The following is a 22,633-nucleotide window of genomic DNA, read 5'->3' as shown; positions in this document are numbered from 1 at the left end:
CGTTCCTGCCGATCCCCTTGCGGTACCGGCGGCAAGGTTAGCGAAAACCCATTGAGGTCCGGTTTGGATGATCGTTAAATTCGCCGGGCAGGCTTTAAGCTGTCCTTAATGCCTGCTCCGACGCTCTCTTCGGGTTTAGTGCGCGGCGCTCATTTCGGTCTCGGAAGCCTTCTCGGCGTCGGTCTTGTAGGCGCTCTCGCAATAGGGCGTGCAAGACATGGTCTGGACTTCGGCACGCCTGTAGATGCGCACCGAGGAAGCGGCCTGTCGCACGACGGTCACCTGTTCATCGATGATCGGGCTGCCGTCCGAGTCGAGCACCACCAGATTGGTGACGCCAAAACCTTTGCCGGTAAGAACGATGGTCGAGGCGTCCTGCACCGAGGCGTCGGCGATGGCCGGATTGCCGATAACGACAGTGTCGGCCGCGCGGGACAATTTGACGATCTTTGCCTGGTTCATGGTCACTTCCACACCCGCGCCGGCCCTGGCCGGCATCACCAAGGCAGCAGCCGCCAGCAGCGCGGCGACTGGAAACAGTGATCTCGACAACGTCATTGAGCAGCTCCCGGCAGGCGGATTCTTCAACGGAACATGAACGAGATTGGTGAAGCAACGGTTAAACCGGACCTGGTCGCGATTAAGGACTTGCCTCGCTCGTCCACGCACCGACGGCGCTTCCTGTTTTAGTAACGTTGCATAAGCGCCGGTTTGCGCCGCTTTGCTCGATCCTCGAGCTGGCTGACAATGCTTAGGCCGCGGTTAACCACGCAGCGCGTTTGCCCCCGGAAAGGAATCGGTAAGGCTGTTTATTAAGCCGATCGAAACGGCTTCTCCCTAGATTTGCAGCATCCGATCAACCGCAAAGAGAAGTTGACGGAAGTGCTGTAACACGTGGAGTAGGAGCTCTCGAATGTCTAATCTCATTGCACGTTTCGTGAAGGACGAATCCGGCGCGACCGCCATCGAATACGGTCTGATCGCCGCCCTCATCGCGCTCGCCATCATGGTCGGCGCGAGCTCGCTCGGCACCGCCCTGAACACCAAGTTCAATGCGATCGCCACTGCCGTCAACAACGCTCCGTCGGCTCCGTAATAGCCGAAGGGTAACACAGTCATTCTCGACGACAAGGGCCGCCCATGGGCGGCCCTTGTTTCATGTCGTCGGGCAATTTCAAGTGCCCCTACCGGTTCGCGCTGTTTTGAGATGTTGCAGGCGCGCTCATCTCTGGCGTGTTCCCGACCTTCCGGTCCGCGTTTGACGTTAAGGGCTCGCCGCTGGAAAGGAATCGGTAAGGCTGTTTATTAAGCCGAACGAAAGGGGCTTCTCCCTAGATTGCAACGTCCGGTCAACCGCCATGAGAAGTTGACGGAAGTGCTGTAACACGTGGAAAGGGGGCTTTCTCCAATGTCTAAACTCGTCGCACGCTTTGTGAAGGACAATTCCGGCGCGACCGCCATCGAATATGGTCTGATCGCCGCCCTCATCGCGCTCGCCATCATGGTCGGCGCGAGCTCGCTCGGCAGCGCGCTGAACGCCAAGTTCGACGCTATCGCCAGTGCTGTGAACAACGCCCCGTCGGCCCCATGATAGCCGAACGGTGACGGAGTCGTTCTCGAAGAGAAGGGCCGCCGAAGGGCGGCCCTTCTTCCGTCTCGTCGGATGATGGGTGAGCTGCCTCATCAATCGTTAATCCGGCGTGCCTTAGACTGCTGCCGCAAGTTCCACAGCGGGCGCCTTGTCCATGCTTGAAGCCGTTATCTTCGTCGTCTTCCCATTCTGCATGCTGTTTGCTGCGATCTCCGACACGTTGTCGATGACGATCGCCAACCGCGTTCCCGTATTGTTGGTGGCGACATTCGCGCTTGTCGCGCCGTTCACCGGGATGGACTGGGCGACCTATGGCTGGCACTTCGCCGCCTGCGCCCTCGTGCTTGCCACGACATTCGGCCTCTTTGCGCTCGGCGGCATGGGCGGCGGCGACGCCAAGCTTCTGGCCGCGACCGCTCTATGGATGGGCCTCAACATCAACTTGATCGGCTATCTGGTGACGTCGGCTTTCATCGGGGGTCTGCTGACCATCGCAATCCTGGCTTACCGGAAATCGCCGCTGGCCGCGTATACCGGCCACAGCCGATTCCTGCGCTACTTCGCCGACGAGAAAGTGGGCATTCCCTATGGCATCGCGCTTGGTGCCGGTGGACTGATCACGTTCCCGGATTCGCCGCTGATGGTCTGGGCGCTGCAGAGGCTCACGGCATAGGTTGGTGACATCGATGTCGGCGATCGAAGGCGGCCGCGGCCGCCTTTTTTGTTAATGGCGGGCCGTTCGATCCAATTTGAGTAAACCTTAAATTAATCACGATCGTAAGCATTGCATTAACCTTGTTTTGACGATTGCAGCTGCAAAGTCCGGCCAGGCGTGGGTGGTTTGCCACGAGGCGAAGGGTTTCGGACGAATGCCAGCATCCCGATTGATTATTCTGGGCGTGGCTGCGGTCGCGGCGGGTGGCGCGGGCTATGTCGCCAAGAACATGGTGGTGGCGCCGCCGCCGCAGGTCGTCGTCGATGCGCCGGCGCAGCCGGCGATCGCACTGCAGGATGTGCTCGTGCTTTCCGGCGACGTGCCGATGGGCAGCCAGCTCGGCAACAACATCAGTTGGGAAAAATGGCCGTCCGACGGCGTCAATGCCAATTTCATCACACGCGCCGCCGAACCTGACGCGGTCGAAAAGCTCAAGGGCTCGGTCGCCCGCGTCGCCATGTATACAGGCGAGCCGCTGCGCCGCTCCAAGCTGGTCGGCGAGGGGCAGAGCTTCATGTCCTCGATCCTGCCTTCGGGGATGCGCGCTGTCGCCACCGCAATATCGGCCGACACTTCCGCCGGCGGTTTCATCCTGCCCAACGACTTCGTTGACGTCATCATGACCCGCCGTGCCGACACAGGCAATGGCGGCACCGGTTTCAACACCTCGACCATCCTCAAGAACATCCGCGTGCTGGCCATCGACCAGACCATCCAGGAAGACGAGGAAGGCAAGAAGACCAGGGTCGGCCAGACCGCCACGCTGGAACTGACGCCGCAGCAGGCCGAGATCATCACCGTGGCGCAGCAGATGGCGGACCGCCTGACCCTGGCACTGCGTCCGATCACCGATATCCATGAGAAGAATACGGACGAAGCCGATTATCTGGTCAACGGCAACGGCCGGCGCGGAACCGTGCGGCTGATCAAGTCGGGCGAAGTTTCCGAAGTGGGAGCAAGGAAATGAGGCTAAACGGTAAACTGCCCGTCATGACGGCAGCGGCAATCGGCCTGTTCCTGCTCGGCACCGATGCGCCCGGCCTTGTCGAGGCCAGGGCCGCGGGCAAGGCGGGCGTGACGGCCTCGGTCGCCACCCAGCGCGTCAAGCTCGGTCTCAACAAATCGGTGGTCATCGACCTGCCGAACGATGCCTATGACATCCTCGTCGCCAATCCGGCGGTTGCCGACGCGGTGACGCGCACGGCGCGCCGCATCTATTTGTTTGGCAAGGCGGTCGGTGAGACCAACATCTTCGTCTTCGGCCCCAATGGCGAGCAGATCGCCAGCCTCGACCTGGCGGTCGAACGCGATGTGGCGGGGCTGGAAGACTATCTCAAGCGCTTCCTTCCGACGTCGCAGATCAAGGTCGAGCTGCTGAACGACAACGTCATCCTCACCGGCACCGTGGATACGCCGCTCGACGCCAAGCGCGCCGTCGATCTCGCGACCATCTTCGTCTCGGGCGGTGAAGCGACGACCGGTCAATATTCGCAGACGGCGGCCGGCGGCTCGGTCAATGGCGGCGTCGACATCAACAACCCCGACCAGGAACGCCGGGTCTCCAAGATCGTCAACCTGTTGCAGATCATCGGCGATGATCAGGTGACGCTCAAGGTGACCGTGGCAGAAGTCAGCCGCTCGGTGATGAAACAGCTCGGCGTGAATATGGTCGGCAATGGGGGAAGCAACGGTATCAGTTACGGCGCGATCAGCGACAATTTCATGGGTTTGGGTAAACAGCTTTCGAATTCGGGCGGGACCATCGGCAGCTCGTCACTGACAGCTTACATCAATGCCATGGAGCAGTCGGGTGTCATGAAGACATTGGCTGAACCGACCCTGACCGCCGTCTCAGGCGAGAAGGCCACATTTAAGGTTGGCGGCGAATACAATATGGTGACCGGTGTCACAGCCAATGTGTCAACCGACAATCAGACCGGCCTAAAGAACTATACGATGGACAAGATCGAGTACGGTATCGGTCTGGAATTCCAGCCGGTGGTTCTATCGCCGGGTCGCATCAGCCTGAAAGTCAGGACAGCCGTCTCCGAGCCGACCACTGAAGGATCCGTGGCGCTTTCCTCCGGCGTGACGAGCCCCGGCACCAATATCCTGTCGTTGCGCAAGCGCCTTGCGGATACGACGGTGGAATTGCCCTCCGGCGGCTCCATGATGATCGCTGGCCTGGTCCGCGACGACGTGCGGCAAGCGGTCGCCGGATTGCCTGGTCTCTCCAAAATCCCTGTCCTTGGCACGCTCTTCCGCAGCCGCGATTTCGTCCGCAACGAAAGCGAACTGGTCATCATAATCACGCCCTATCTGGCGCGGCCGGTGGCACGCAACGATCTGGCCAAGCCGGACGACAATTTCAATCCGCCGAGCGACGGCGCCGGCATGTTCCTCGGCCGCGTCAACCGCGTCTACGGCACCATGCAGACCGACAGGCCAGCCGGCCGTTATCACGGCGTCGTCGGCTTCATCTACAAATGAGTGGGAATGCGGATATGTCCAAGTCAGCATCGAAGGTCATGACGGTCCGGACAGCATCCGGCATCGCAAGGATACGCCGGCAGGTCTTCCCGGCACTGGCGATCGCCCTTGCGACGTCGCTCGCCGGATGCGCCAATCGCGACAGCATCACGGTCGGGTCGATCCCGGACGACTACCGCACGACCCATCCGATCGTCATTGCCGAGAAGAATCAGAAGATCGATCTGCCGGTCGGTGCCGGCGATCGCGGCATGACGGGCGCGCAACGCGACGCGCTGCTCGGTTTTCTCGACGGTTACGACAAGAGCGCCGCGCCGGCGCTGACGATTGCGATGCCGGCCGGATCCGCCAACGAGGTTGCCGCCCAGGCGGCAGGTCGCGATTTTGCCAGGCTCGCCATGAGGGCGGGCGTCAAGCGCAACCGCATCGTCATGACATCCTATCAGTCGGCTGTGCCGGAGGCATCCGCGCCGGTGCGTGTCGCCTTCGTCGCGGTGCGGGCTCAGACCGACAAATGCGGGCGTTGGCCCGACGACCTGACCGAGACGTCGGAGAACAAGCACTATGCCGACTTCGGCTGCTCCTACCAGAACAACCTCGCGGCCCAGGTCGCCAATCCCAACGATCTGATCGGGCCGCGCAAGCAGTCCGAAATCGACGCCGAAAATCGCGGCGCGGTGATCGATGTGTACCGGGCCAGGGGCATCTCCGACGAGTTCCTGGGCAATTCGGAAGTGACGTACTGAGCCCTGACGAAGAGAGTAGTCACGGAAAGAGCATGACGATGAGCAATCTTGCCTACGATACGCCCGCGGAAACCGGCGACCTTTCGCAGCAGGACATCGCCGCCATGCAGGCGCTGCGCCCCGTGCCGCGCATCTCGATCCAGGCCTTCTGCGAGACGGAAGGCGTCGCCAGCCCCGTGGAGCGCGCCGGCGAGGATCGCCGGATGGCCAAGGCCCATCTCAAGGTCCATATGGGCGGCATCCCGACCGCGATCGAGTTCTACCAGTCCGCTCCGACACCGAACCTGATCCTGCTGGAATCGCGCAGCGAACCGAAGCAACTGCTCGAACAACTCGGTCAACTCGCGGAATATTGCGATCCGTCTTCCAAGGTCGTGGTCATCGGCCACTACAACGATGTCGGGCTCTACCGCGAGCTCATCCGTTCAGGCATTTCCGAATATGTGATCGCGCCGGTCTCGATGACCGACATCGTCAGCGTCGTGTCGTCGATCTTCGTCGATCCGGAATCGGACCCGATCGGCCGCTCGATTGCTTTCATCGGCGCCAAGGGCGGCGTCGGCTCATCGACCATTGCTCACAATACCGCCTGGTCGATGTCGTCGCTGTTCAAATCCGAGGTCGTCATCGCCGATCTCGACCTCGCCTTCGGCACCGCCAACATCAACTTCGACCAGGATCCGGCTCAGGGCATCGCCGAGGCCGTGTTCTCGCCCGAGCGGGTCGACGAGGTCTATCTCGATCGCCTGCTCGCGCAATGCGCCGAGCATCTGTCGCTGCTTGCGGCCCCCTCCACCTTGGAGCGCGTCTATGATTTCGATGCCGAAGCGTTCTCGCAGGTCATCGAGATAGCGCAGCGCAGCGCGCCCCTGCTGGTTCTCGATATCCCTCACATCTGGAGCGGGTGGACGAAGAGCACGCTGATCAAGGCCGACGAGGTCGTCATCACGGCCACGCCCGAACTGGCAAATCTTCGCAACACCAAGAACATGGTGGACATGCTGAAGCGGCTGCGTCCGAACGATCCGCCGCCGAAGCTGATCATCAACCAGGCCGGCGTGCCGAAACGGCCGGAGATCGCGCCTTCCGATTTCGCCGAGCCGCTCGGCATCACGCCCATGGCGGTGATCAATTTCGAACCTCTGCTGTTCGGCAATGCTGCCAACAACGGCCGCATGCTGAGCGAGATGGACGCCAAGAACCCGGTCGTCGCTACCATCAATGAGATAGCGCATGTGCTGACCGGACGTAGCGAAATCAAGACAAAGAAGAAGGCGGGCCTGGGTTCGATCCTCGGCAAGCTCTCGCGCAACAAGAAGTGACGCTGTTTGAGCGGCATCGGGTAGTCGATCATGTTTGGTAAGAGAGGCAAAGACGACGGCAACCGGGTGACGCCCGAATTCCGTCCGCCGGTATCGGCTCCCGCCGCTCCCGCTTCGACGGGAACGATGACGGCCGAGCGGCCGGCCGCGCCGGCGTCCAGCGCGCCGGCCGCGCCGCCGGCTCGCCGTCCCGTCGAGGCTCCGCCGATGGCGCCCGAGCCGCCAAGAAGGGTCCAGCGCGAGCGCAGCGAGACCTATTACGATACCAAGAGCCAGGTTTTCTCCGCGCTCATCGACACGATCGACCTGTCGCAGCTCGCCAAGCTCGATCCAGAGAGCGCGCGCGAGGAAATCCGCGACATCGTCAACGACATTATCGCGATCAAGAACTTCGCCATGTCGATCTCCGAGCAGGAGGAGCTGCTCGAGGATATCTGCAACGACGTTCTGGGCTATGGACCGCTGGAGCCGTTGCTTGCCCGCGACGACATAGCCGACATCATGGTCAACGGCTCCAAGAACGTCTACATCGAAGTCAACGGCAGGGTCGAGCAGACCGGCGTCCGCTTCCGCGATAACCAGCAGCTGCTCAACATCTGCCAGCGCATCGTCAGCCAGGTCGGCCGCCGCGTCGACGAATCGAGCCCGATCTGCGACGCGCGCCTACCCGACGGCTCGCGCGTCAACGTCATCGCGCCGCCGCTCTCCATCGACGGCACCGCGCTCACCATCCGCAAATTCAAGAAGGACAAGCTGACGCTGGACCAACTGGTCAAGTTCGGCGCCATCTCGCCGCAAGGCGCGGAAATCCTCAAGATCATAGGCCGTGTCCGCTGCAATGTCGTCATCTCGGGCGGCACCGGCTCCGGCAAGACGACGCTGCTCAACTGCCTGACCAACTATATCGACCGCGAGGAGCGGGTCATCACCTGCGAGGACTCGGCCGAACTGCAGCTGCAGCAGCCGCATGTGGTCCGTCTCGAAACCCGGCCGCCCAATCTCGAGGGCGAGGGCGAGGTGACCATGCGCGACCTCGTCAAGAACTGCCTGCGCATGCGGCCCGAGCGCATCATCGTCGGCGAAGTGCGCGGACCGGAAGTGTTCGACCTTCTGCAGGCGATGAACACCGGTCACGACGGCTCGATGGGAACGATCCACTCGAACAGCCCGCGCGAATGCCTCAACCGTATCGAATCGATGATCGCCATGGGCGGCTATTCGCTGCCGCAGCGCACGGTGCGCGAGATCGTCGTCGGCTCGATCGACGTGATCATCCAGGCCGCCCGCCTGCGCGACGGTTCGCGCCGCATCACCCACATCACCGAGGTGATCGGCATGGAAGGCGACGTCATCATCACCCAGGATCTCGTCCTCTATAACATCAAGGGCGAGGACTCGAGCGGCCGGCTGGTCGGCGAGCACGTGTCGACGGGCATCGGCCGCCCGCATTTCTGGGATCGCGCCCGCTATTATGGCGAGGAGCAGCGCCTCGCCAATGCGCTCGAGGCGATGGAGAAACGCGCTGACTGATTTGTCTGGAGGTGTAGGGGCACCGGTCAATGTTCGGAATTGACACCACCGTCCTGGCGTTCATCGTGCTTGCCGGCTTCAGCGCCGGCGCGGTGGCCTATGCTTTCCTGTTCACGCGCATCGACAACGAGAAGCAGGCCGGCAAGCGCCTTCAGACCATCAAGACAGCCGAAACGGACCGGTCGGTGGTGAAAGCCACGCGCGATCGCGCCGCGGAGGCGGTCAAGCGGCGCAAAAGTCTTCAGGACTCGCTCAAGCAGCTCGACGAGAAACAGAAGACCAACGATCGCAATGTCAAGAAACCGCCTCTGAAGGTCCAGATCCGCCAGGCCGGCATGCAGGTCCCGATCGAGCGCTTCTACATGTACTCCGCCGTCTGCGGCATCATCCTGACGGCCCTTCTCTTTTTCGTCGGCGCGCCCCTGTGGGTCCTGCCCGGCGCTTTGCTTGTGGGCGGCCTCGGCCTGCCGCGCTGGTTCGTTTCGTTTCGCCGCACACGTCGCGTCAAGGCCTTCCTGGAAGAGTTTCCGAACGCGCTCGACATCATCGTGCGCGCGGTCAAGTCCGGTCTGCCGCTCAACGACGCGATCCGCCTGATCGCCAACGAATCGCCCGAACCGGTCCGGTCGGAGTTCCGCCGCATCGTCGATTCCCAGCAGATGGGCATGTCGGTCCCCGACGCCGCCATGCGCATGTCCGAGACCATGCCCTGCAGCGAGGCCGGCTTCTTCGGCATCGTCATCCAGATCCAGTCGCAAGCCGGCGGCAACCTGTCCGAGGCGCTGGGCAACCTTTCGCGCGTGCTGCGCGACCGCAAGAAGATGAAGGCCAAGGTCCAGGCGCTGTCCATGGAAGCCAAGGCATCCGCCGTCATCATCGGCGCCCTGCCTTTCGTGGTCGCGTTCCTCGTCTATCTGTCGAGCCCGACCTATATCATGCCGCTGTTCACCACCAGTGTCGGCAACCTGATCCTCGGCTGCTCGGGTGTCTGGATGTCGATCGGCATCCTGGTGATGCGCAAGATGATGAATTTCGAAGTGTAGGGGCGCGGATCCGGTGACAGAGCAGGTCGTCAAAACACTCACCGACCCTTCCTTCCTGATCGCGATGCTGGTCGGCATCGCCGTGTTCGCGACCGTGTTCACCCTGATGCCGGCGTTCGGCGGCACGTCGCTCAAGTCGCGTATGAAGACCGTGGCGCTCGAACGCGACAAATTGCGCGCAGAGCAGCGTGCGCGGCTGGCCAGCGAGGCCGACCGGCGCCGCAAGGGCCTGCGCGAGGAACAGTCCGTCGGCATGCGCAACATCGTCGACCGCCTGGATCTCAGGCGCGCGCTCGCCGACGAAAACACGATTCAGAAGCTCAAGGTCGCGGGCTTCCGCGGCCAGAACCCGCTGACGCGCTTCCTCTTCTTCCGCCTCGTCCTGCCATTCGTTGGTTTTGCGCTGGCGGCCGTCTACCTGTTCGTGCTCGGCGGACTGCCGCAGCAGCCGGCCTTCATCAAGTTGTTCGTCTGTGTCGTCGTCGCCTATGGCGGCTTCTACTCGCCGATCCTCTACGTCAACAACCGCGCGACCAAGCGCAAGCAGTCGATCCAGCTGGCGTGGCCGGACGCGCTCGACCTGATGCTGATCTGCGTGGAATCCGGCATGTCTGTGGAAGCGGCCCTGCGCAGGGTCGCCGACGAAATTGGCGCGCAGTCGGTCGCGCTTGCCGAGGAGTTCGTGCTCACCAATGCGGAACTGTCCTATCTGCAGGATCGCAAGATCGCCTATGAGAACCTGGCGAGCCGCACTGGCCTGGAATCGGTCAAGTCGGTGTCGCAGGCCCTGGTCCAGGCCGAACGCTACGGCACGCCGGTGGCGCACGCGCTGCGCGTGCTCGCCTCGGAAAGCCGCGACATGCGCATGAACGCGGCCGAGAAGAAGGCCGCGGCGCTGCCGCCGAAGCTCACCGTGCCCATGATCCTGTTCTTCCTGCCGGTGCTGTTCGCCATCATCCTGGGCCCGGCCGGCATCCAGGTCAGCCAGCGCGGCATCTTCGGCGACCAGCACAGCTCCTCGAGCCAGTAAAGCAATTCCAGGAAGAGCGTCGAGCGGCTTTCCGTCCGGAATTGCGTAAAAACAACGGGAAGCAATTCCAGGAAAAGTGCCTGGCGGCTTTCCGTCCGGAATTGCGTAAAAACAACGGGAAGCAATTCCAGGAAAAGTGCCTGGCGGTTTTCCGTCCGGAATTGCGTAAAAACAAAGAGATAGAACCGTTCGCGTCAATCAAGAAAGCCGCGCGGGGTCCACGCGGCTTTTTTGCATTGTCGGAGCGGGCGGCGCTTGGCAGCGTCCGTCAGTTCGTGGCGACCTTCGCCTTGTTCTTGTCCTGATCCTTCAGCTGGCTCCAGGCGTTCTGCTGGGCAAGCATCTGGCGCAGATAGGCGACGTTGGCCTGCGCCTGCTCGGGCGACAATTCCTGCGAGGCGATCTTCTCGGCCTCGTCGAAGCGACCCTGCAGGCCCACCACCAGCGCAAGGTTCTGCCGCACCCGGCTGTCGGCGCTGGGCTGCTGCGCGGCCGAGCGCATATAGGTCTCGGCCGTGCGCAGGTCGCCTTCGAGCACATAGGACATGCCGAGATTGGACAGCACCGAAGGTTCGTTCGGTTTGAGTTCCAGCGCCTTGCGGTAGTCCTGACGCGCCTCTTCCTTCTGGCCCATCTGGTCGAGGATCGCGGCTTCCGCCGACACCAGCTTCCAGTCCGGATATTCGGGCGTCTGCGCGCGACGCACGGCGTCGAGCGCCGGCTCGAACTGGCCGTTGGCGGCGAGCGCCTTGCCATAGGCGGCAAGCACCTCGCGATCCTTGGGATAGGCGATCGCCAGCTTGCGCATCACGGCGAGCGACTGATCGGCATCGCCGTCCATCTGCAGCGCCGCCGCGAAATTCATCGCCATGCGCTTGTCATTGGGATTGCGGGCGTAGGATTCGCCAAGCCTGGACGTGGCCGTGTGCAGTTCGCCGGCCGACATCGTTTCCAGCGGCCTTCTGTCGGAGCGCGAGATGGAGCCGGTGGTCATTTGGCTGGTGCTGCCGCAACCTGCCACGCTGGCTGCCAGTGCCGCCATGAAGGCTGTGCTGATCAGACGCCTGGCTCTATGGTTCAACGCTTTGATCGGCATCGGCGCCCGGTCTCCATTCCTGTGCGGCCATAGGCTGGCCGTCTTCCCTCCCGCAGAAATATTCTGTTAACCCTAACGGACCGTTAAGAAGCCGACTCATCCTGTTCGGCCGGAGATCATCGCATGCCTGTCGAACTCGTCGGACAAAAGCCGCAAGCCGCCTTGCCTGTCTATCTGGTGGCAAAGGACGCCCTTGAAGCCGCGGCATTGCCGCCGCCTGCCATCGCCTGGGCAAGGGCCAACGCTTTTTCCGGCGAGGCGGGACGCACCCTAGTCCTGCCGGGCGAAGACGGCGGCCTCGCCGGCGCGCTGTTCGGCACCGGCGACGGCGAGAGCGCGCTTGCTCTGGGCGCGCTCGCGAGGGCGCTGCCGGAAGGCGACTGGTATTTCGCGTCGGGCCTGGCGCAACCCGAACTCGCCGCACTCGCGCTTGTCCTGGGCGGCTATGTCTTCACCCGCTACGGCAAGAAGCCCGGCAAGGCCTTGCGCTTCGCGCTTCCGGAGGGCGCTGACGCTGCGCATGTCCGCCGCGTCGCCGACAGCGTGTTCCTGACACGCGACCTCGTCAACACGCCGACCAGCGACCTCGGTCCAGTCGAATTGGAAGAAGCCGCCCGGCAAGTGGCGGCCGCCCATGCCGCCGATATTTCGGCAGTCCATGGCGACGATCTCCTGGCGCGGAATTTCCCTATGATCCATGCTGTCGGCCGGGCCAGCGCCGACGCGCCGCGGCTGATCGACATGAGCTGGGGACAGAGTGACGCGCCGAAGGTGACGCTCGTCGGCAAGGGCGTCTGCTTCGACACCGGCGGCCTCGACATCAAGCCGTCGTCCGGCATGCTTCTGATGAAGAAGGATATGGGCGGAGCCGCCAATGTGCTGGGCCTCGCTTCCATGATCATGGGGGCGAAACTGAATGTCCGGTTGCGCGTGTTGATTCCCGCCGTCGAGAATTCGATCGCCGGCAACGCCTTCCGACCCGGCGACGTGCTCAGGAGCCGCAAGGGCATCACCGTCGAGATCGGCAACACGGACGCCGAAGGGCGGCTGATCCTGGCCGACGCGCTGGCGCTGGCCGATGAGGAGAAGCCCGATTTGCTGGTCGACATGGCGACGCTGACCGGAGCCGCGCGCGTCGCGCTCGGGCCGGACCTGCCGCCTTTCTACACCGCCGACGAGACGCTTGCCGCCGAAATTGCCGCCGCGTCCGCGGCAGTCGAGGATCCGCTGTGGCGCATGCCGCTGTGGCGTCCTTACGATGCAAAGCTTTCCTCGAAGATTGCCGACATCAACAACGTCACCACCGACGGCTTTGCCGGCTCGATCACCGCGGCGCTTTTCCTCAAGCGCTTCGTCGAGAAGACCCATAGCTGGGCGCATTTCGATATCTTCGCCTGGAACCCGGCCGACCGTCCCCACGGCCTGACCGGCGGCGAGGCGCAGGGCATTCGCGCGCTGGAGCGGGTCATCGCCGGGCGTTTCGGAGCGTAGCGGCAAACGCCGTTACTGAAACGGAACCGAAACAATTTGCCGGCATGCTTGGGCGATGTCGATCTCGATGCGCCCGAGCCAGGCCTTGCGACTGTGGCAGCAGGTGATGCTGGCCCAGGTGCGCGATGGCGAGCCCGATCTCACCATGCGCCAGACGGCGATCCTGTTCACCATCTACCTCGATCCGCCGCCGCATACGGTGCGCGGACTGGCCGCCAGGCTCAACGTCACCAAGCCGGTCATCACCCGGGCGCTGGACACGATGGGCGCGCTGAAGCTCGTCTCGCGCCACCGCGACGAGCTCGACAAGCGCAATGTGCTCATCCGGCGCACGGTGGAAGGCGCGCTCTTTGTCGAGCGCTTCGGCGATGGTATCGTCGCCAGGGCGCAAGAACTGCCCATCTGACCTCATCGCTGACGACTGGATTATCGATTTGACCGCAAGGGATGCCCGCCTTCACGCCTTCCGCTCCGACCTTGCCGACGCAAGGCTGAAAGGCGAGGTCGCCGCCGACCGCTTCGTCACCGGCCGCCCGGCGCGGATCACGGCGTCGGTGGCCGACCTGCGCAAGGCGCCGCGCCCCGATGCGGGCGTGAACACGCAGGCGCTGTTCGGCGACGACGTGCTCATCTTCGAGGATGCCGAGGGCTGGGCCTGGGTGCAGGCCGAGCGCGACGGCTATGTCGGCTATGTGGCGGACAATCTTCTTGGCGCGCGTGAGCATGCGCCGACCCACATCGTGTCCGTGCCGCGCACCTTCCTCTATCCGGGACCGGACCTGCGCTTCCCGATAGACGGACAGCTATCTATGGGCTCGACGGTCACGGTGACCGGCTCGGCTGAAACGCGCGGCACGCATTATGCGCTGCTGCCCTCCGGCCAGGCGGTCATCGCCCACCATTTGCGGCCGATCGGCGAACTCTCGGAGGATTACGTCACCGTCGCTGAAAGCTTCCTCGGCACGCCCTATCTGTGGGGTGGCGTCTCCGGCTTCGGCATCGACTGCTCCGGCCTCGTGCAGCTTGCGATGCGCATGACCGGCAAGGATGTGCTGCGCGATTCCGACATGCAGGCGGCGTCGATCGGCACGCCGTTCGAGCCGGGTGCGGACTATTCAGGACTACAGCGCGGCGACCTCGTCTTCTGGAAAGGCCATGTGGCGATCATGACCGACGAAAGGGACATGATCCACGCCAACGGCCACACCATGCTGGTCTCGCGCGAAGGGCTGAAGGAAGCGGTCGAGCGCATCGGCTATCTCTATGGCGGCCCGACAGGGTTCAGGAGGCCGTAGCGCCCTTTACCTCTCCCCTTGTGGGAGAGGTCGGATTGCCCCGATTTGTCCTTCACAAATCGGATGGCAATCCGGGTGAGGGGTAGCTTGGCGCCAAGCTGGAACACCCCTCATCCGTCTCGGCGCTGCGCGCCGATCCACCTTCTCCCACAAGGGGAGAAGGGAAAAACGATCCCCTTTTGTTCCGATTTTCCTTGGCGAGCGCGCCCCGTCGCGCTACCTGTTGGGCGTGACCGAGCAGCCGCGCCTTGCCGAACAGAATGCCGCCGTCCTGCTGCCTGAGCCATTCGTCAAATGGTTCGGCGAAAAAGGCTGGTCGCCGCGCGTCCATCAGCTCGAGCTGCTGGCGAAGGCGCAAAGCGGCCAATCGGTGCTGCTGATCGCGCCGACCGGCGCCGGCAAGACGCTGGCCGGCTTCCTGCCGTCGCTGACCGAACTCGCCAACCGGCCGAAGCGCAAGCCGGGCCAGGCGCATCGCGGCATCCACACGCTCTACATCTCGCCGCTGAAAGCGCTGGCCGTCGACATCGAGCGCAATCTCGGCAAGCCGGTCGAGGAGATCGGCCTGCCCGTCACCATCGAGACCCGCACCGGCGACACGCCTTCGCACAAGCGCCAGCGGCAGAAGCTGGCGCCGCCCGACATTCTGCTCACCACGCCAGAGCAGCTCGCCTTGCTGATCGCCTCGAACGACGCGAAACGCTTCTTCGAGGATCTGCGCTATGTCGTGCTCGACGAGCTGCATTCGCTGGTCACCTCGAAGCGGGGCCATCTTCTGGCGCTTGGCCTGGCGCGTTTGCGCGCCTTTGTCCCTGACCTTCAGACCATCGGCCTGTCGGCGACCGTCGCCGAGCCCGATGAATTGCGGCGATGGCTGGTCAGTCAGGCTTCTCCGGGCGCCATGTCCGAGCTCATCGTCGTCACGGGCGGCGCCAAGCCCGACATTTCGATCCTTGATTCCGAAGAGCGCGTTCCCTGGGCCGGGCACTCGGCCCGCTACGCCACGCCTGAAATCTACCGCGAGATCAAGCGGCACAAGACCACGCTGCTTTTCGTCAACACGCGCAGCCAGGCCGAGTTGCTGTTCCAGGAACTATGGCGCGTCAATGAAGACACGCTGCCGATCGCGCTTCACCACGGATCCCTTGATGTCGCCCAGCGCCGCCGCGTTGAGAAGGCCATGGGCGAGAACGCGTTGCGCGCCATCGTCGCCACCTCGACGCTGGATCTGGGCATCGACTGGGGCGACGTCGATCTGGTCGTGCATGTCGGCGCGCCGAAGGGGGCGAGCCGCCTTGCGCAGCGCATCGGCCGCGCCAACCACCGCATGGATGAGCCATCCAAGGCGATCCTGATCCCGGCAAACCGCTTCGAGGTTCTGGAATGCCGCGCCGCGCTCGACGCCAACTATCTCGGCGCCCAGGACACGCCACCGCTGGTCAATGGCGGGCTGGACGTCTTGGCGCAACACGTGCTGGGCTGCGCCTGCGGCGCGCCGTTCCATGCCGATACGTTGTTCGATGAAGTAAGGACGGCCGCGCCTTACGCCAGCCTGGACAGGCCGACATTCGACCGGGTCATCGACTTCGTCGCCACCGGCGGCTACGCGCTGAGAAATTACGAGCGCTATGCCCGTATCCGGCAGACCAAGGAAGGCCTGTGGCGGGTTTCAAATCCGGCCGTTGCCCAGCAATACAGGCTCAATGTCGGCACCATCATCGAGGTGCCGGCGCTCAATGTACGCTACGTCCAGGCCGGCAGTCGGGGGGCAGCCTCGCGCGGCGGCAGGGTTCTGGGAAAGATCGAGGAAGCGTTTCTGGAGACTTTGACCCACGGCGACACCTTCATGTTCGCCGGCAAGATCCTGCGCTTCGAAGGCATTCGCGAGAATGAGTGCTTTGTCTCGAACGCGCCGGGCAGCGACGCGAAGGTGCCTTACTATGGCGGTGGCAAATTCCCGCTTTCGACCTACCTCGCCGAGCAGGTGCGCGCCATGCTCGACGACCCGCAACGCTGGAAGAAACTCCCCGAGCAGGTCGCGGACTGGTTGAGATTTCAAGCGGACAAGTCCGTTTTGCCGAAACGCGATGACCTGTTGATCGAAACCTTTCCGCGCGGCAACCGGTATTACATGGTGGCATATCCGTTCGAGGGCAGGCTTGCGCATCAGACGCTCGGCATGCTGCTTACCCGGCGGCTGGATCGGGCAGGAGCCAAGCCGGTCGGATTCGTGGCCACAGACTATGCGCTGGCCATCTGGTCGCTGGCCGACATGGGTTGGATGTTCAAGAACAGAAAACCGTCGCTGGCCACGCTGTTCGATCAAGACATGCTCGGCGACGATCTCGAAGTCTGGTTTGCCGACAGCTGGCTCTTGAAGCGCACCTTCCGCAATTGCGCGCTGATTTCCGGACTGATCGAAAAGCGCCACCCCGGCAAGGAGAAAAGCGGCCGCCAGGTGACCGTTTCGACCGACCTGATCTATGACGTGCTGCGCAGCCATGAACCCGACCATATTCTGCTGCAGGCCACCCGCACGGATGCGGCGACCGGGCTGCTCGATGTCAGCAGACTTGCCGAGATGCTCTCGCGCATCCGCGGTCGAATCATGCATAAGAATCTCGAGCAGATATCGCCGCTGGCGGTGCCGATCATGCTTGAAATCGGCAAGATGCCGGTGAATGGCGAGGCGGATGAGACGCTGTTGATGGATGCCGCCACCCTCGTCGAAGAGGCCATGGGCCCCGAGATGATGGACTGAAAGAGAGAGCCGAGAGGGGATGAATTTTTCGCTGTCGCGCGCAACGCTGATCGCCGAGGCCGACCTCGTCGGCATCGCCGGCGAGCGCGCGGTCTGCGACCGGCGTGGCGTGCTCTATTTCCCCGATCTGCGGCTGCTCGCGGTCTCCGACCTGCATCTCGAAAAGGGCTCGTCCTTCGCCAGGCGCGGCGCGCTGATTCCACCTTACGATACCGGCGCGACCTTGCTGCGGCTGCAGGCGGTGATCGCCGACTACCAGCCGCGGATCGTCGTCAGCCTGGGCGACTCCTTCCATGACGGCGGCGGCGCCGAGCGCATGCATTCGAGCTTCCGCGAGCGCCTGGAAGCGATGATGGGTGGCCGCGACTGGATCTGGGTCGCCGGCAACCACGATCCCGAGGCGCCCGCCGATCTGCCCGGCGAGACGGTGCGGGAACTCGCCATCGGCTCGCTGCTCTTCCGGCACGAGCCCTCCAAGACACGGATCGAGGGCGAGATATCAGGCCACCTCCACCCTTGCGCGCGTATCGTCCAGCGCGGCCGCTCAGTCAGGCGGCGCTGCTTCGCCGGCGACGGCGGCCGCATGATCATGCCGGCCTTCGGCGCCTATACCGGCTCGCTAAACGTGCTCGACCGCGCCTATGCCGGCCTGTTCCGGCTGGAAACGCTGATGGCCTATATGCTCGGCGCCGAACGCATTTTTGCGATTTCCGGCTCGATGCTGCGGCCGGGATGAGGCTCTATGCCCTGCCATAGTAGAGCGTGACCGTGTGCTTCGCCTCGGCGAAGAACAGCCAGCGCTCGACAAGCATGCCGGCGAATTGCGAGACAGCCGCCAGCGCGGACGCCATTGACGCCAAAGGCCATGGCGCCATGAAGGCGAGGATGAGCAGGACGATCGGCACCACGAAAGCCAGCGCCTGCGTGATCCACCGCAGCTTCGCGCTATGCTTGCGCGCAATTCGAAAACCCATTTCCTTCAGCAGGTAGTTTTCTTCCGTATGCGGCCATTCGATCGACCGCACGGTGCCACCTGCGAGCCCCGTCGCGGTGTTTGCGGTGGTCGGAATCTCCAACTGGTCATTGTAGCGCCAGGTCGCGAGCTTCCAGACCCAGCCGGCGAGCGTGGCAAGCAGAGCGAGCGCTAGTATAGCGCTGGAGCCGGCGCTGAAGCTTTGAAGCAGGGCGTTCGCCAGAACGCTCCCGGTCATCGCCGCGAAGATAAGATAGGCCGGTAGCGTATAGCGGCTGTGCCACTGCGCGATCGGCTTCAGCGAGGCGTAGATCATGCCGGTGGTGCAGACAGTCACCACCGCACCTGCCGCCGCCAGCAATCCGGCGGCCGCCACCCAGCCGCCGCTCTTGCCGAAAAACACCCAGCCGATGCCGAACAGCCCGGCGGGGATGAAGGTCGCGACCGACGCCACGCCTTCGCGCGACAGCCAGGAACTGCGCCATTGCGAGAAGGCCCGCCAGGCTCGCTCCGGCCGGCCGAGATGACCGGTGGAGGACAAAAGCCCGGCCACGATCAGCCCGAGCGCCAGCGCCATGCCGGCAAGGCCAAGCCAGAAATCGGCGGGAATGAACCCCAACCCACCAAGCACGCCGAGCAGCGCCAGCAGGCCGTAGCCGGCGCCGGTGGCGGTGGTGAAGAAGACGACCGAGAAAGCGGGATGCATGATCAGTTCGAAAGCATGCGGTCGATCCAGCCCAGGAAACCGCCCTCGGCCTTGATCGGCTCCAGCGCCGGCGCGTCGACCTTCGCCGCCCGTTCGCTGCGGGCCCGCGGCGGCAGATAGCGGTTGGTCGGCTTGTAGCCGAGCTCCGGCATCAGCGCGACGCCACCCCGCTCCTCCACCAGCTGTGAAATCGCCGAGGTCGGATCGCCGAGATCGCCGAAATGCCGGGCGCTGGTCGGGCAGGCGGCGACGCAGGCCGGCACGCGATCTTCCTCGGCCAGATTGTGGTTGTAGATGCGGTCGACGCAGAGCGTGCATTTCTTCATGACGCCGACATCGGTGTCGAACTCGCGCGCGCCATAGGGGCAGGCCCAGCTGCACAGCTTGCAGCCGATGCACTTATCCTCGTCGACCAGCACGATGCCATCGGAGGCGCGCTTGTAGGAGGCGCCGGTCGGGCAGACGGTGACGCAGGCCGGCTGCTCGCAATGCAGGCAGGAGCGCGGAAAATTCACCGTACGGCCGCCCAACTCCGTCGTGTGTTCGTAACTGTGCACGCGGTTGAACCAGACACCGTCGGCATGCGCGCCATACGGATCGGTGTCGGTCAGCGGCGCCATATGGCCGCCCGTGTTCCATTCCTTGCAGGCGGTGACGCAGGCCTGGCAGCCGACGCAGGTGTCGAGGTCGATGACGAGGCCGAGTTTCTTATCGGTTTGGGCGGGAAGGCAGGTCATTCGGCGACTTCCCTGTTCATGCGGAATTCCGCGCCGAAGCGAAGTATGTCGGGCGAAGATTCGAAATGCGGCGGCCGGGCAAAACGCTCGAATTGCGGCTCGGTGAAACCGGCTTCCTGCGGCGCGCATTTCGTGATGCGCACGCGCACGTCGAACCATGCCGCTTGTCCCGTGACCGGGTCTGAATTGGAGTAGCGCTTGCCGCTGGCATCGGCCTCTGTCTGGTCGCCGATGATGTGGTTGAGCAGGAAGCCGCGATTGCTCTCCGCCGCATCGTCCTTCAGGCCCCAGCTGCCGCGCCTCTTGCCGATCGCGTTCCAGGTCCACACCGTGTCCGGATTCACGCCGTCGATCAGCTTGATCTGTCCCTTCACCCGGCCGTTGACGCTTTCGATCCAAACCCAGTCATCGTCGGCAAGGCCAAGCCTGGCGGCCGTCTGGTGATGCACGAACAGCCGGTTCTGGCTGGTGATCTGCCGCAGCCACGCATTCTGCGAGCCCCAGGAATGGTACATGTGCATCGGCCGCTGCGTCAGCCCATGCAGTGGGTATTTTTCGAGATCGACAGTGTCGTCCTCGAAGGGCGCGTACCAGAAGGGCAGCGGGTCCATATAGGCCTCGATGCGGCTGCGCTCGGCCTCCGGTGGCTGCGTCTTGCCATGGCCCCGCGCGGCAAGCCTGAACCGCTGCATCGGCTCCGAGTAGAGCTGGAAGACGATGGGCTCCGCCTTGGCGATGAAACCCATCTCGACCGCGAAATCGAGATAGGAGCGGTTGCCCATCTTGTAATAGCGCTGGTCGTCGGAAAAATCGTGGTGCCAGAAGCCGCCATTGTCGATGTAGCGCTGCAGCTGGTCGGTGTTGGCGTCGCCCTTGCCGATCGATGCGCCATCCTTGCCGCGCCAGCCGGCTAAAGGGCCGATGCCGGGCATGCGCTCGTGGTTGACGATGTAGTCGGCATAGTCGCGATATTTCGTCGAGCCGTCCTCGTTGACGAAGCCAGGCAGGCCAAGCCGCGCGCCGAGCTCAATCAGCACCGACTGGAAGGGCCGCACGTCGCGGTCCGGCTCCACCACCGGATGGCGGATGGCGTCGGCGGCTCCGTCGGCATGGCTGATCGGCCGGTCGAGCAGGCTGATGCAGTCGTGCCGCTCAAGATAGGTGGTGTCCGGCAGCACTAGGTCGGCAAACGCCACCGTCTCGGAATAATAGGCGTCGGAATAGATGATGAAGGGGATTCTGTACCCGCCCGACCCGTCCTCGTCGGTGAGCATGCGGATCGTCTCGACCGTGTTCATCGAGGAGTTCCACGCCATGTTCGACATGTACATGAACAGCGTGTCGATCGGATAAGGATCGCCGGCCCAGGCGTTGCGGATGACCGTGTGCATCAGCCCATGCGCGGCCAGGGGCGCTTCCCAGGAATAGGCCTTGTCGATGCGGGTGGGATAGCCGGCCTCGTCGACCAGAAGATCGTCCGGGCCGCAGACAAAGCCGAGCGGCATGCCATCCAGCGGCGTCATCGGCTGGGCGTTTTTTCCGCATGGCTTCGGCCCCGGCGGCGCGCAACGTGGATAGGGCGGCTTGAAGCGGAAGCCGCCCGGAACGTCGACAGTGCCGAGCAGAACCTGCAGCAGGTGGATGGCACGGCAGGTGTGGAAACCGTTGGAATGGGCCGAGATGCCGCGCATGGCATGCATCGACACCGGCCGGCCCTTGATCGTCTCGTGCTGGCGGCCGGCCCAGTCAGTCCAGGCGATCGGCAGCTCGATCGTCTGCTCGAAGGCGACATGCGCCAGTTCGGCCGCGATGCGGCGGATCGTCTCCGCGCTGACGCCGCAGCGCGCAGCGACCGCGTCGGGCGAATAGCTCTTGTCCAGATATCGGTCGGCGATCAGCTGGAACACCGGCGTGCAGGGGCGGCTATTGACAATGTAGCTACCTGTCAGCGCCGGCTTTGTTTCAGGGTCGGCTGCGTTGACCGGATGCTTGGCCACCCTGTCCCACGCTAGCAGGTTGCCGGCGTCATCGCGGACGAACAGCCCATCATCGGCCGCGCCCGGCTCCTGCACAACCAGCACCGGCGCGTTGGTGTAGCGCAGCAGATAGTCGAGATCGACGCGGCCAGCCTTGAGCAGTTCATGGACCAGCGCCAGCACGAACAGTCCGTCCGTGCCCGGCCTGATGCCGATCCAGTCGTCGGCGATGGCGTTGTAGCCCGTACGGCAGGGGTTGATCGAAACCACCTTGGCGCCGCCCGCCTTGAGCTTGCCGAGGCCGATCTTGATCGGATTGGAATCATGATCCTCGGCGACGCCAAACAGCATGAAGTATTTCGTGTTGTCCCAGTCGGGTTCGCCGAACTCCCAGAACGAACCGCCGATCGTGTAAAGCCCGGCGGCCGCCATGTTGACCGAGCAGAAGCCGCCATGCGCGGCGAAATTGGGCGTGCCGAATTTCGACGCCCACCAGCCGGTCAGCGATTGCGACTGGTCGCGTCCGGTGAAGAAGGCGAGCTTCTTCGGGTCAGTTCTGCGGATCGCCGAAAGCCGTTCGGTGGCAATGGTCAGCGCTTCGTCCCACTCGATCTCGCGGAATTCGCCCGAGCCGCGCGTCCCTGTCCTCAGCAGCGGTTTCTTCAGCCGCGCCGGGCTGTAATGCTGCATGATGCCGGCGCTGCCCTTGCCGCAGATCACGCCGCGGTTCACCGGATGGTCCTTGTTGCCGTTGATGTAACGCACCTTGCCGTCCTTGATATGGACGTCGATGCCGCAGCGGCAGGCGCACATGTAACAGGTGGTCTTGGCGATGCGGTCGGAGACGGTTGGCGAGATGTCGACGCCGTCGCCTTCGTCCGGCGCGCGGCTGTCGGCCAGCGGCCGTTGCGAGGGGGCGGAATTGGCGCCGCGCGGCGCGGTTTTGCTCATGATTGGCGGACGCTGTTGCCGTTCGCCAATTTGGCCTTCGTCTTCGGTCCCGGGCCGCGCATATAGTGGAGTTCAGGATGATAGCGCTCGCCGGCGAACTGCCGCTTCAGCCGGCGGCTCCAATGCGCGAATAGGGATTTGAAGCGCCCTGCCATTTCCCGCTCTTGGCCTCTGGCGACC

22 protein-coding genes are annotated in these 22,633 nt (G+C 63.6%); 16 read left to right on the top strand and 6 right to left on the bottom strand.

Annotated features, from left to right (window positions below; all coding sequences use genetic code 11):
- Window positions 1-135 precede the first annotated feature (135 nt).
- Entirely contained in the window at window positions 136-558 is a 423-nt protein-coding gene (locus tag DPM35_RS14305) for a pilus assembly protein N-terminal domain-containing protein (RefSeq protein ID WP_112127940.1), read from the bottom strand.
- Window positions 559-913: 355 nt separating this feature from the next.
- On the opposite strand from DPM35_RS14305, the gene DPM35_RS14300 reads away from it, so the two are divergent.
- The 11 genes from DPM35_RS14300 to DPM35_RS32190 all read left to right on the top strand — a co-directional run bounded on the left by DPM35_RS14300 (window position 914) and on the right by DPM35_RS32190 (window position 10,772).
- Window positions 914-1,096: a Flp family type IVb pilin gene (locus tag DPM35_RS14300; RefSeq protein ID WP_112127939.1), complete on the top strand. Its 183-nt coding sequence runs from the start codon at window positions 914-916 to the stop codon at window positions 1,094-1,096.
- 312 nt (window positions 1,097-1,408) lie between these two features.
- On the top strand, window positions 1,409-1,591 hold the full coding sequence (locus tag DPM35_RS14295; protein ID WP_112127938.1) for a Flp family type IVb pilin: 183 nt from the start codon (window positions 1,409-1,411) through the stop codon (window positions 1,589-1,591).
- Between the two features lie 154 nt (window positions 1,592-1,745).
- Window positions 1,746-2,264, top strand: coding sequence for an A24 family peptidase (locus DPM35_RS14290; RefSeq protein ID WP_112127937.1), 519 nt, complete (start codon window positions 1,746-1,748; stop codon window positions 2,262-2,264).
- Window positions 2,265-2,460: 196 nt separating this feature from the next.
- Window positions 2,461-3,273 (top strand): Flp pilus assembly protein CpaB, encoded by an 813-nt coding sequence (gene cpaB / locus DPM35_RS14285; RefSeq protein WP_112127936.1) that lies wholly within the window; start codon window positions 2,461-2,463, stop codon window positions 3,271-3,273.
- Window positions 3,270-4,796, top strand: a complete 1,527-nt coding sequence (locus tag DPM35_RS14280; RefSeq protein ID WP_112127935.1) for a type II and III secretion system protein family protein — start codon at window positions 3,270-3,272, stop codon at window positions 4,794-4,796. Before cpaB ends, DPM35_RS14280 begins: the two co-directional genes overlap by 4 nt.
- A gap of 14 nt (window positions 4,797-4,810) precedes the next feature.
- The gene (locus DPM35_RS14275) at window positions 4,811-5,542 is read left to right on the top strand and encodes a CpaD family pilus assembly protein (protein WP_112127934.1); all 732 of its coding nucleotides are present in this window, start codon (window positions 4,811-4,813) and stop codon (window positions 5,540-5,542) included.
- Window positions 5,543-5,580: 38 nt separating this feature from the next.
- Window positions 5,581-6,864 carry a CpaE/TadZ family protein gene (locus tag DPM35_RS14270; RefSeq protein WP_181592024.1) on the top strand — a complete coding sequence of 428 codons (1,284 nt, stop codon included), beginning with the start codon at window positions 5,581-5,583 and terminating at the stop codon, window positions 6,862-6,864.
- A 30-nt stretch (window positions 6,865-6,894) separates the two neighbouring features.
- The gene (locus tag DPM35_RS14265) at window positions 6,895-8,394 is read left to right on the top strand and encodes a TadA family conjugal transfer-associated ATPase (RefSeq protein ID WP_112127932.1); all 1,500 of its coding nucleotides are present in this window, start codon (window positions 6,895-6,897) and stop codon (window positions 8,392-8,394) included.
- A 29-nt stretch (window positions 8,395-8,423) separates the two neighbouring features.
- Window positions 8,424-9,437, top strand: a complete 1,014-nt coding sequence (locus tag DPM35_RS14260; protein WP_112127931.1) for a type II secretion system F family protein — start codon at window positions 8,424-8,426, stop codon at window positions 9,435-9,437.
- 13 nt (window positions 9,438-9,450) lie between these two features.
- Window positions 9,451-10,467: a type II secretion system F family protein gene (locus DPM35_RS14255; RefSeq protein ID WP_112127930.1), complete on the top strand. Its 1,017-nt coding sequence runs from the start codon at window positions 9,451-9,453 to the stop codon at window positions 10,465-10,467.
- Between the two features lie 41 nt (window positions 10,468-10,508).
- Complete coding sequence (locus DPM35_RS32190; protein WP_146767955.1) at window positions 10,509-10,772, top strand: hypothetical protein; 264 nt, start codon at window positions 10,509-10,511, stop codon at window positions 10,770-10,772.
- Here the strand turns inward: DPM35_RS32190 and DPM35_RS14250 are convergent.
- A complete protein-coding gene (locus DPM35_RS14250) occupies window positions 10,736-11,563 on the bottom strand; it encodes a tetratricopeptide repeat protein (RefSeq protein ID WP_112127929.1) in 828 nt (275 codons plus the stop codon). The genes DPM35_RS32190 and DPM35_RS14250 overlap by 37 nt on opposite strands.
- Before the next feature lie 123 nt (window positions 11,564-11,686).
- Between DPM35_RS14250 and DPM35_RS14245 the strand changes: the two genes are divergently transcribed.
- The 5 genes from DPM35_RS14245 (at window position 11,687) to pdeM (ending at window position 17,846) form a co-directional block, all read left to right on the top strand.
- Window positions 11,687-13,054 carry a leucyl aminopeptidase family protein gene (locus tag DPM35_RS14245; RefSeq protein WP_112127928.1) on the top strand — a complete coding sequence of 456 codons (1,368 nt, stop codon included), beginning with the start codon at window positions 11,687-11,689 and terminating at the stop codon, window positions 13,052-13,054.
- Window positions 13,055-13,109: 55 nt separating this feature from the next.
- Window positions 13,110-13,460, top strand: a complete 351-nt coding sequence (locus DPM35_RS14240; protein WP_112127927.1) for a MarR family winged helix-turn-helix transcriptional regulator — start codon at window positions 13,110-13,112, stop codon at window positions 13,458-13,460.
- A gap of 28 nt (window positions 13,461-13,488) precedes the next feature.
- Window positions 13,489-14,349, top strand: a complete 861-nt coding sequence (locus DPM35_RS14235; RefSeq protein ID WP_181592023.1) for a C40 family peptidase — start codon at window positions 13,489-13,491, stop codon at window positions 14,347-14,349.
- 229 nt (window positions 14,350-14,578) lie between these two features.
- Entirely contained in the window at window positions 14,579-17,110 is a 2,532-nt protein-coding gene (locus DPM35_RS14230) for a ligase-associated DNA damage response DEXH box helicase (RefSeq protein WP_112128466.1), read from the top strand.
- A 19-nt stretch (window positions 17,111-17,129) separates the two neighbouring features.
- Window positions 17,130-17,846 carry a ligase-associated DNA damage response endonuclease PdeM gene (gene pdeM, locus DPM35_RS14225; protein WP_112127925.1) on the top strand — a complete coding sequence of 239 codons (717 nt, stop codon included), beginning with the start codon at window positions 17,130-17,132 and terminating at the stop codon, window positions 17,844-17,846.
- A 4-nt stretch (window positions 17,847-17,850) separates the two neighbouring features.
- On the opposite strand, the gene DPM35_RS14220 is transcribed toward pdeM, so the two are convergent.
- From DPM35_RS14220 to DPM35_RS32435, 4 genes are read right to left on the bottom strand one after another with little or no spacing between them, the layout of a single operon-like run.
- On the bottom strand, window positions 17,851-18,789 hold the full coding sequence (locus tag DPM35_RS14220; protein WP_112127924.1) for a dimethyl sulfoxide reductase anchor subunit family protein: 939 nt from the start codon (window positions 18,787-18,789) through the stop codon (window positions 17,851-17,853).
- A 2-nt stretch (window positions 18,790-18,791) separates the two neighbouring features.
- Window positions 18,792-19,526, bottom strand: coding sequence for a 4Fe-4S dicluster domain-containing protein (locus tag DPM35_RS14215; protein WP_112127923.1), 735 nt, complete (start codon window positions 19,524-19,526; stop codon window positions 18,792-18,794).
- Entirely contained in the window at window positions 19,523-22,453 is a 2,931-nt protein-coding gene (locus DPM35_RS14210; RefSeq protein ID WP_112127922.1) for a molybdopterin oxidoreductase family protein, read from the bottom strand. Before DPM35_RS14210 ends, DPM35_RS14215 begins: the two co-directional genes overlap by 4 nt.
- On the bottom strand, window positions 22,450-22,608 hold the full coding sequence (locus tag DPM35_RS32435) for a hypothetical protein (RefSeq protein WP_181592022.1): 159 nt from the start codon (window positions 22,606-22,608) through the stop codon (window positions 22,450-22,452). The genes DPM35_RS14210 and DPM35_RS32435 overlap by 4 nt, the downstream gene beginning before the upstream one ends.
- Between the last annotated feature and the right edge of the window lie 25 nt (window positions 22,609-22,633).

The sequence above is a fragment of the Mesorhizobium atlanticum genome, assembly GCF_003289965.1.
Classification (GTDB): domain Bacteria; phylum Pseudomonadota; class Alphaproteobacteria; order Rhizobiales; family Rhizobiaceae; genus Mesorhizobium; species Mesorhizobium atlanticum.
Note: the sequence above shows the minus strand (reverse complement) of the source record. Positions and strands in the feature narration are given on the sequence as shown.

What these genes read in the sequence shown, in the direction of transcription:
- DPM35_RS14270 (WP_181592024.1), top strand. Translation starts at nt 5,581, where the DNA reads ATGAGCAATCTTGCCTACGATACGCCCGCGGAAACCGGCGACCTTTCG.
- DPM35_RS32435 (WP_181592022.1), bottom strand. Translation starts at nt 22,608, where the DNA reads ATGGCAGGGCGCTTCAAATCCCTATTCGCGCATTGGAGCCGCCGGCTG.
- pdeM (WP_112127925.1), top strand. Translation starts at nt 17,130, where the DNA reads ATGAATTTTTCGCTGTCGCGCGCAACGCTGATCGCCGAGGCCGACCTC.
- DPM35_RS14250 (WP_112127929.1), bottom strand. Translation starts at nt 11,563, where the DNA reads ATGCCGATCAAAGCGTTGAACCATAGAGCCAGGCGTCTGATCAGCACA.
- DPM35_RS14240 (WP_112127927.1), top strand. Translation starts at nt 13,110, where the DNA reads ATGTCGATCTCGATGCGCCCGAGCCAGGCCTTGCGACTGTGGCAGCAG.
- DPM35_RS14215 (WP_112127923.1), bottom strand. Translation starts at nt 19,526, where the DNA reads ATGACCTGCCTTCCCGCCCAAACCGATAAGAAACTCGGCCTCGTCATC.
- DPM35_RS14265 (WP_112127932.1), top strand. Translation starts at nt 6,895, where the DNA reads ATGTTTGGTAAGAGAGGCAAAGACGACGGCAACCGGGTGACGCCCGAA.
- DPM35_RS14295 (WP_112127938.1), top strand. Translation starts at nt 1,409, where the DNA reads ATGTCTAAACTCGTCGCACGCTTTGTGAAGGACAATTCCGGCGCGACC.
- DPM35_RS14275 (WP_112127934.1), top strand. Translation starts at nt 4,811, where the DNA reads ATGTCCAAGTCAGCATCGAAGGTCATGACGGTCCGGACAGCATCCGGC.
- DPM35_RS14300 (WP_112127939.1), top strand. Translation starts at nt 914, where the DNA reads ATGTCTAATCTCATTGCACGTTTCGTGAAGGACGAATCCGGCGCGACC.
- DPM35_RS14220 (WP_112127924.1), bottom strand. Translation starts at nt 18,789, where the DNA reads ATGCATCCCGCTTTCTCGGTCGTCTTCTTCACCACCGCCACCGGCGCC.
- DPM35_RS14260 (WP_112127931.1), top strand. Translation starts at nt 8,424, where the DNA reads ATGTTCGGAATTGACACCACCGTCCTGGCGTTCATCGTGCTTGCCGGC.
- DPM35_RS14280 (WP_112127935.1), top strand. Translation starts at nt 3,270, where the DNA reads ATGAGGCTAAACGGTAAACTGCCCGTCATGACGGCAGCGGCAATCGGC.
- DPM35_RS14290 (WP_112127937.1), top strand. Translation starts at nt 1,746, where the DNA reads ATGCTTGAAGCCGTTATCTTCGTCGTCTTCCCATTCTGCATGCTGTTT.
- DPM35_RS14305 (WP_112127940.1), bottom strand. Translation starts at nt 558, where the DNA reads ATGACGTTGTCGAGATCACTGTTTCCAGTCGCCGCGCTGCTGGCGGCT.
- DPM35_RS14245 (WP_112127928.1), top strand. Translation starts at nt 11,687, where the DNA reads ATGCCTGTCGAACTCGTCGGACAAAAGCCGCAAGCCGCCTTGCCTGTC.
- cpaB (WP_112127936.1), top strand. Translation starts at nt 2,461, where the DNA reads ATGCCAGCATCCCGATTGATTATTCTGGGCGTGGCTGCGGTCGCGGCG.
- DPM35_RS14210 (WP_112127922.1), bottom strand. Translation starts at nt 22,453, where the DNA reads ATGAGCAAAACCGCGCCGCGCGGCGCCAATTCCGCCCCCTCGCAACGG.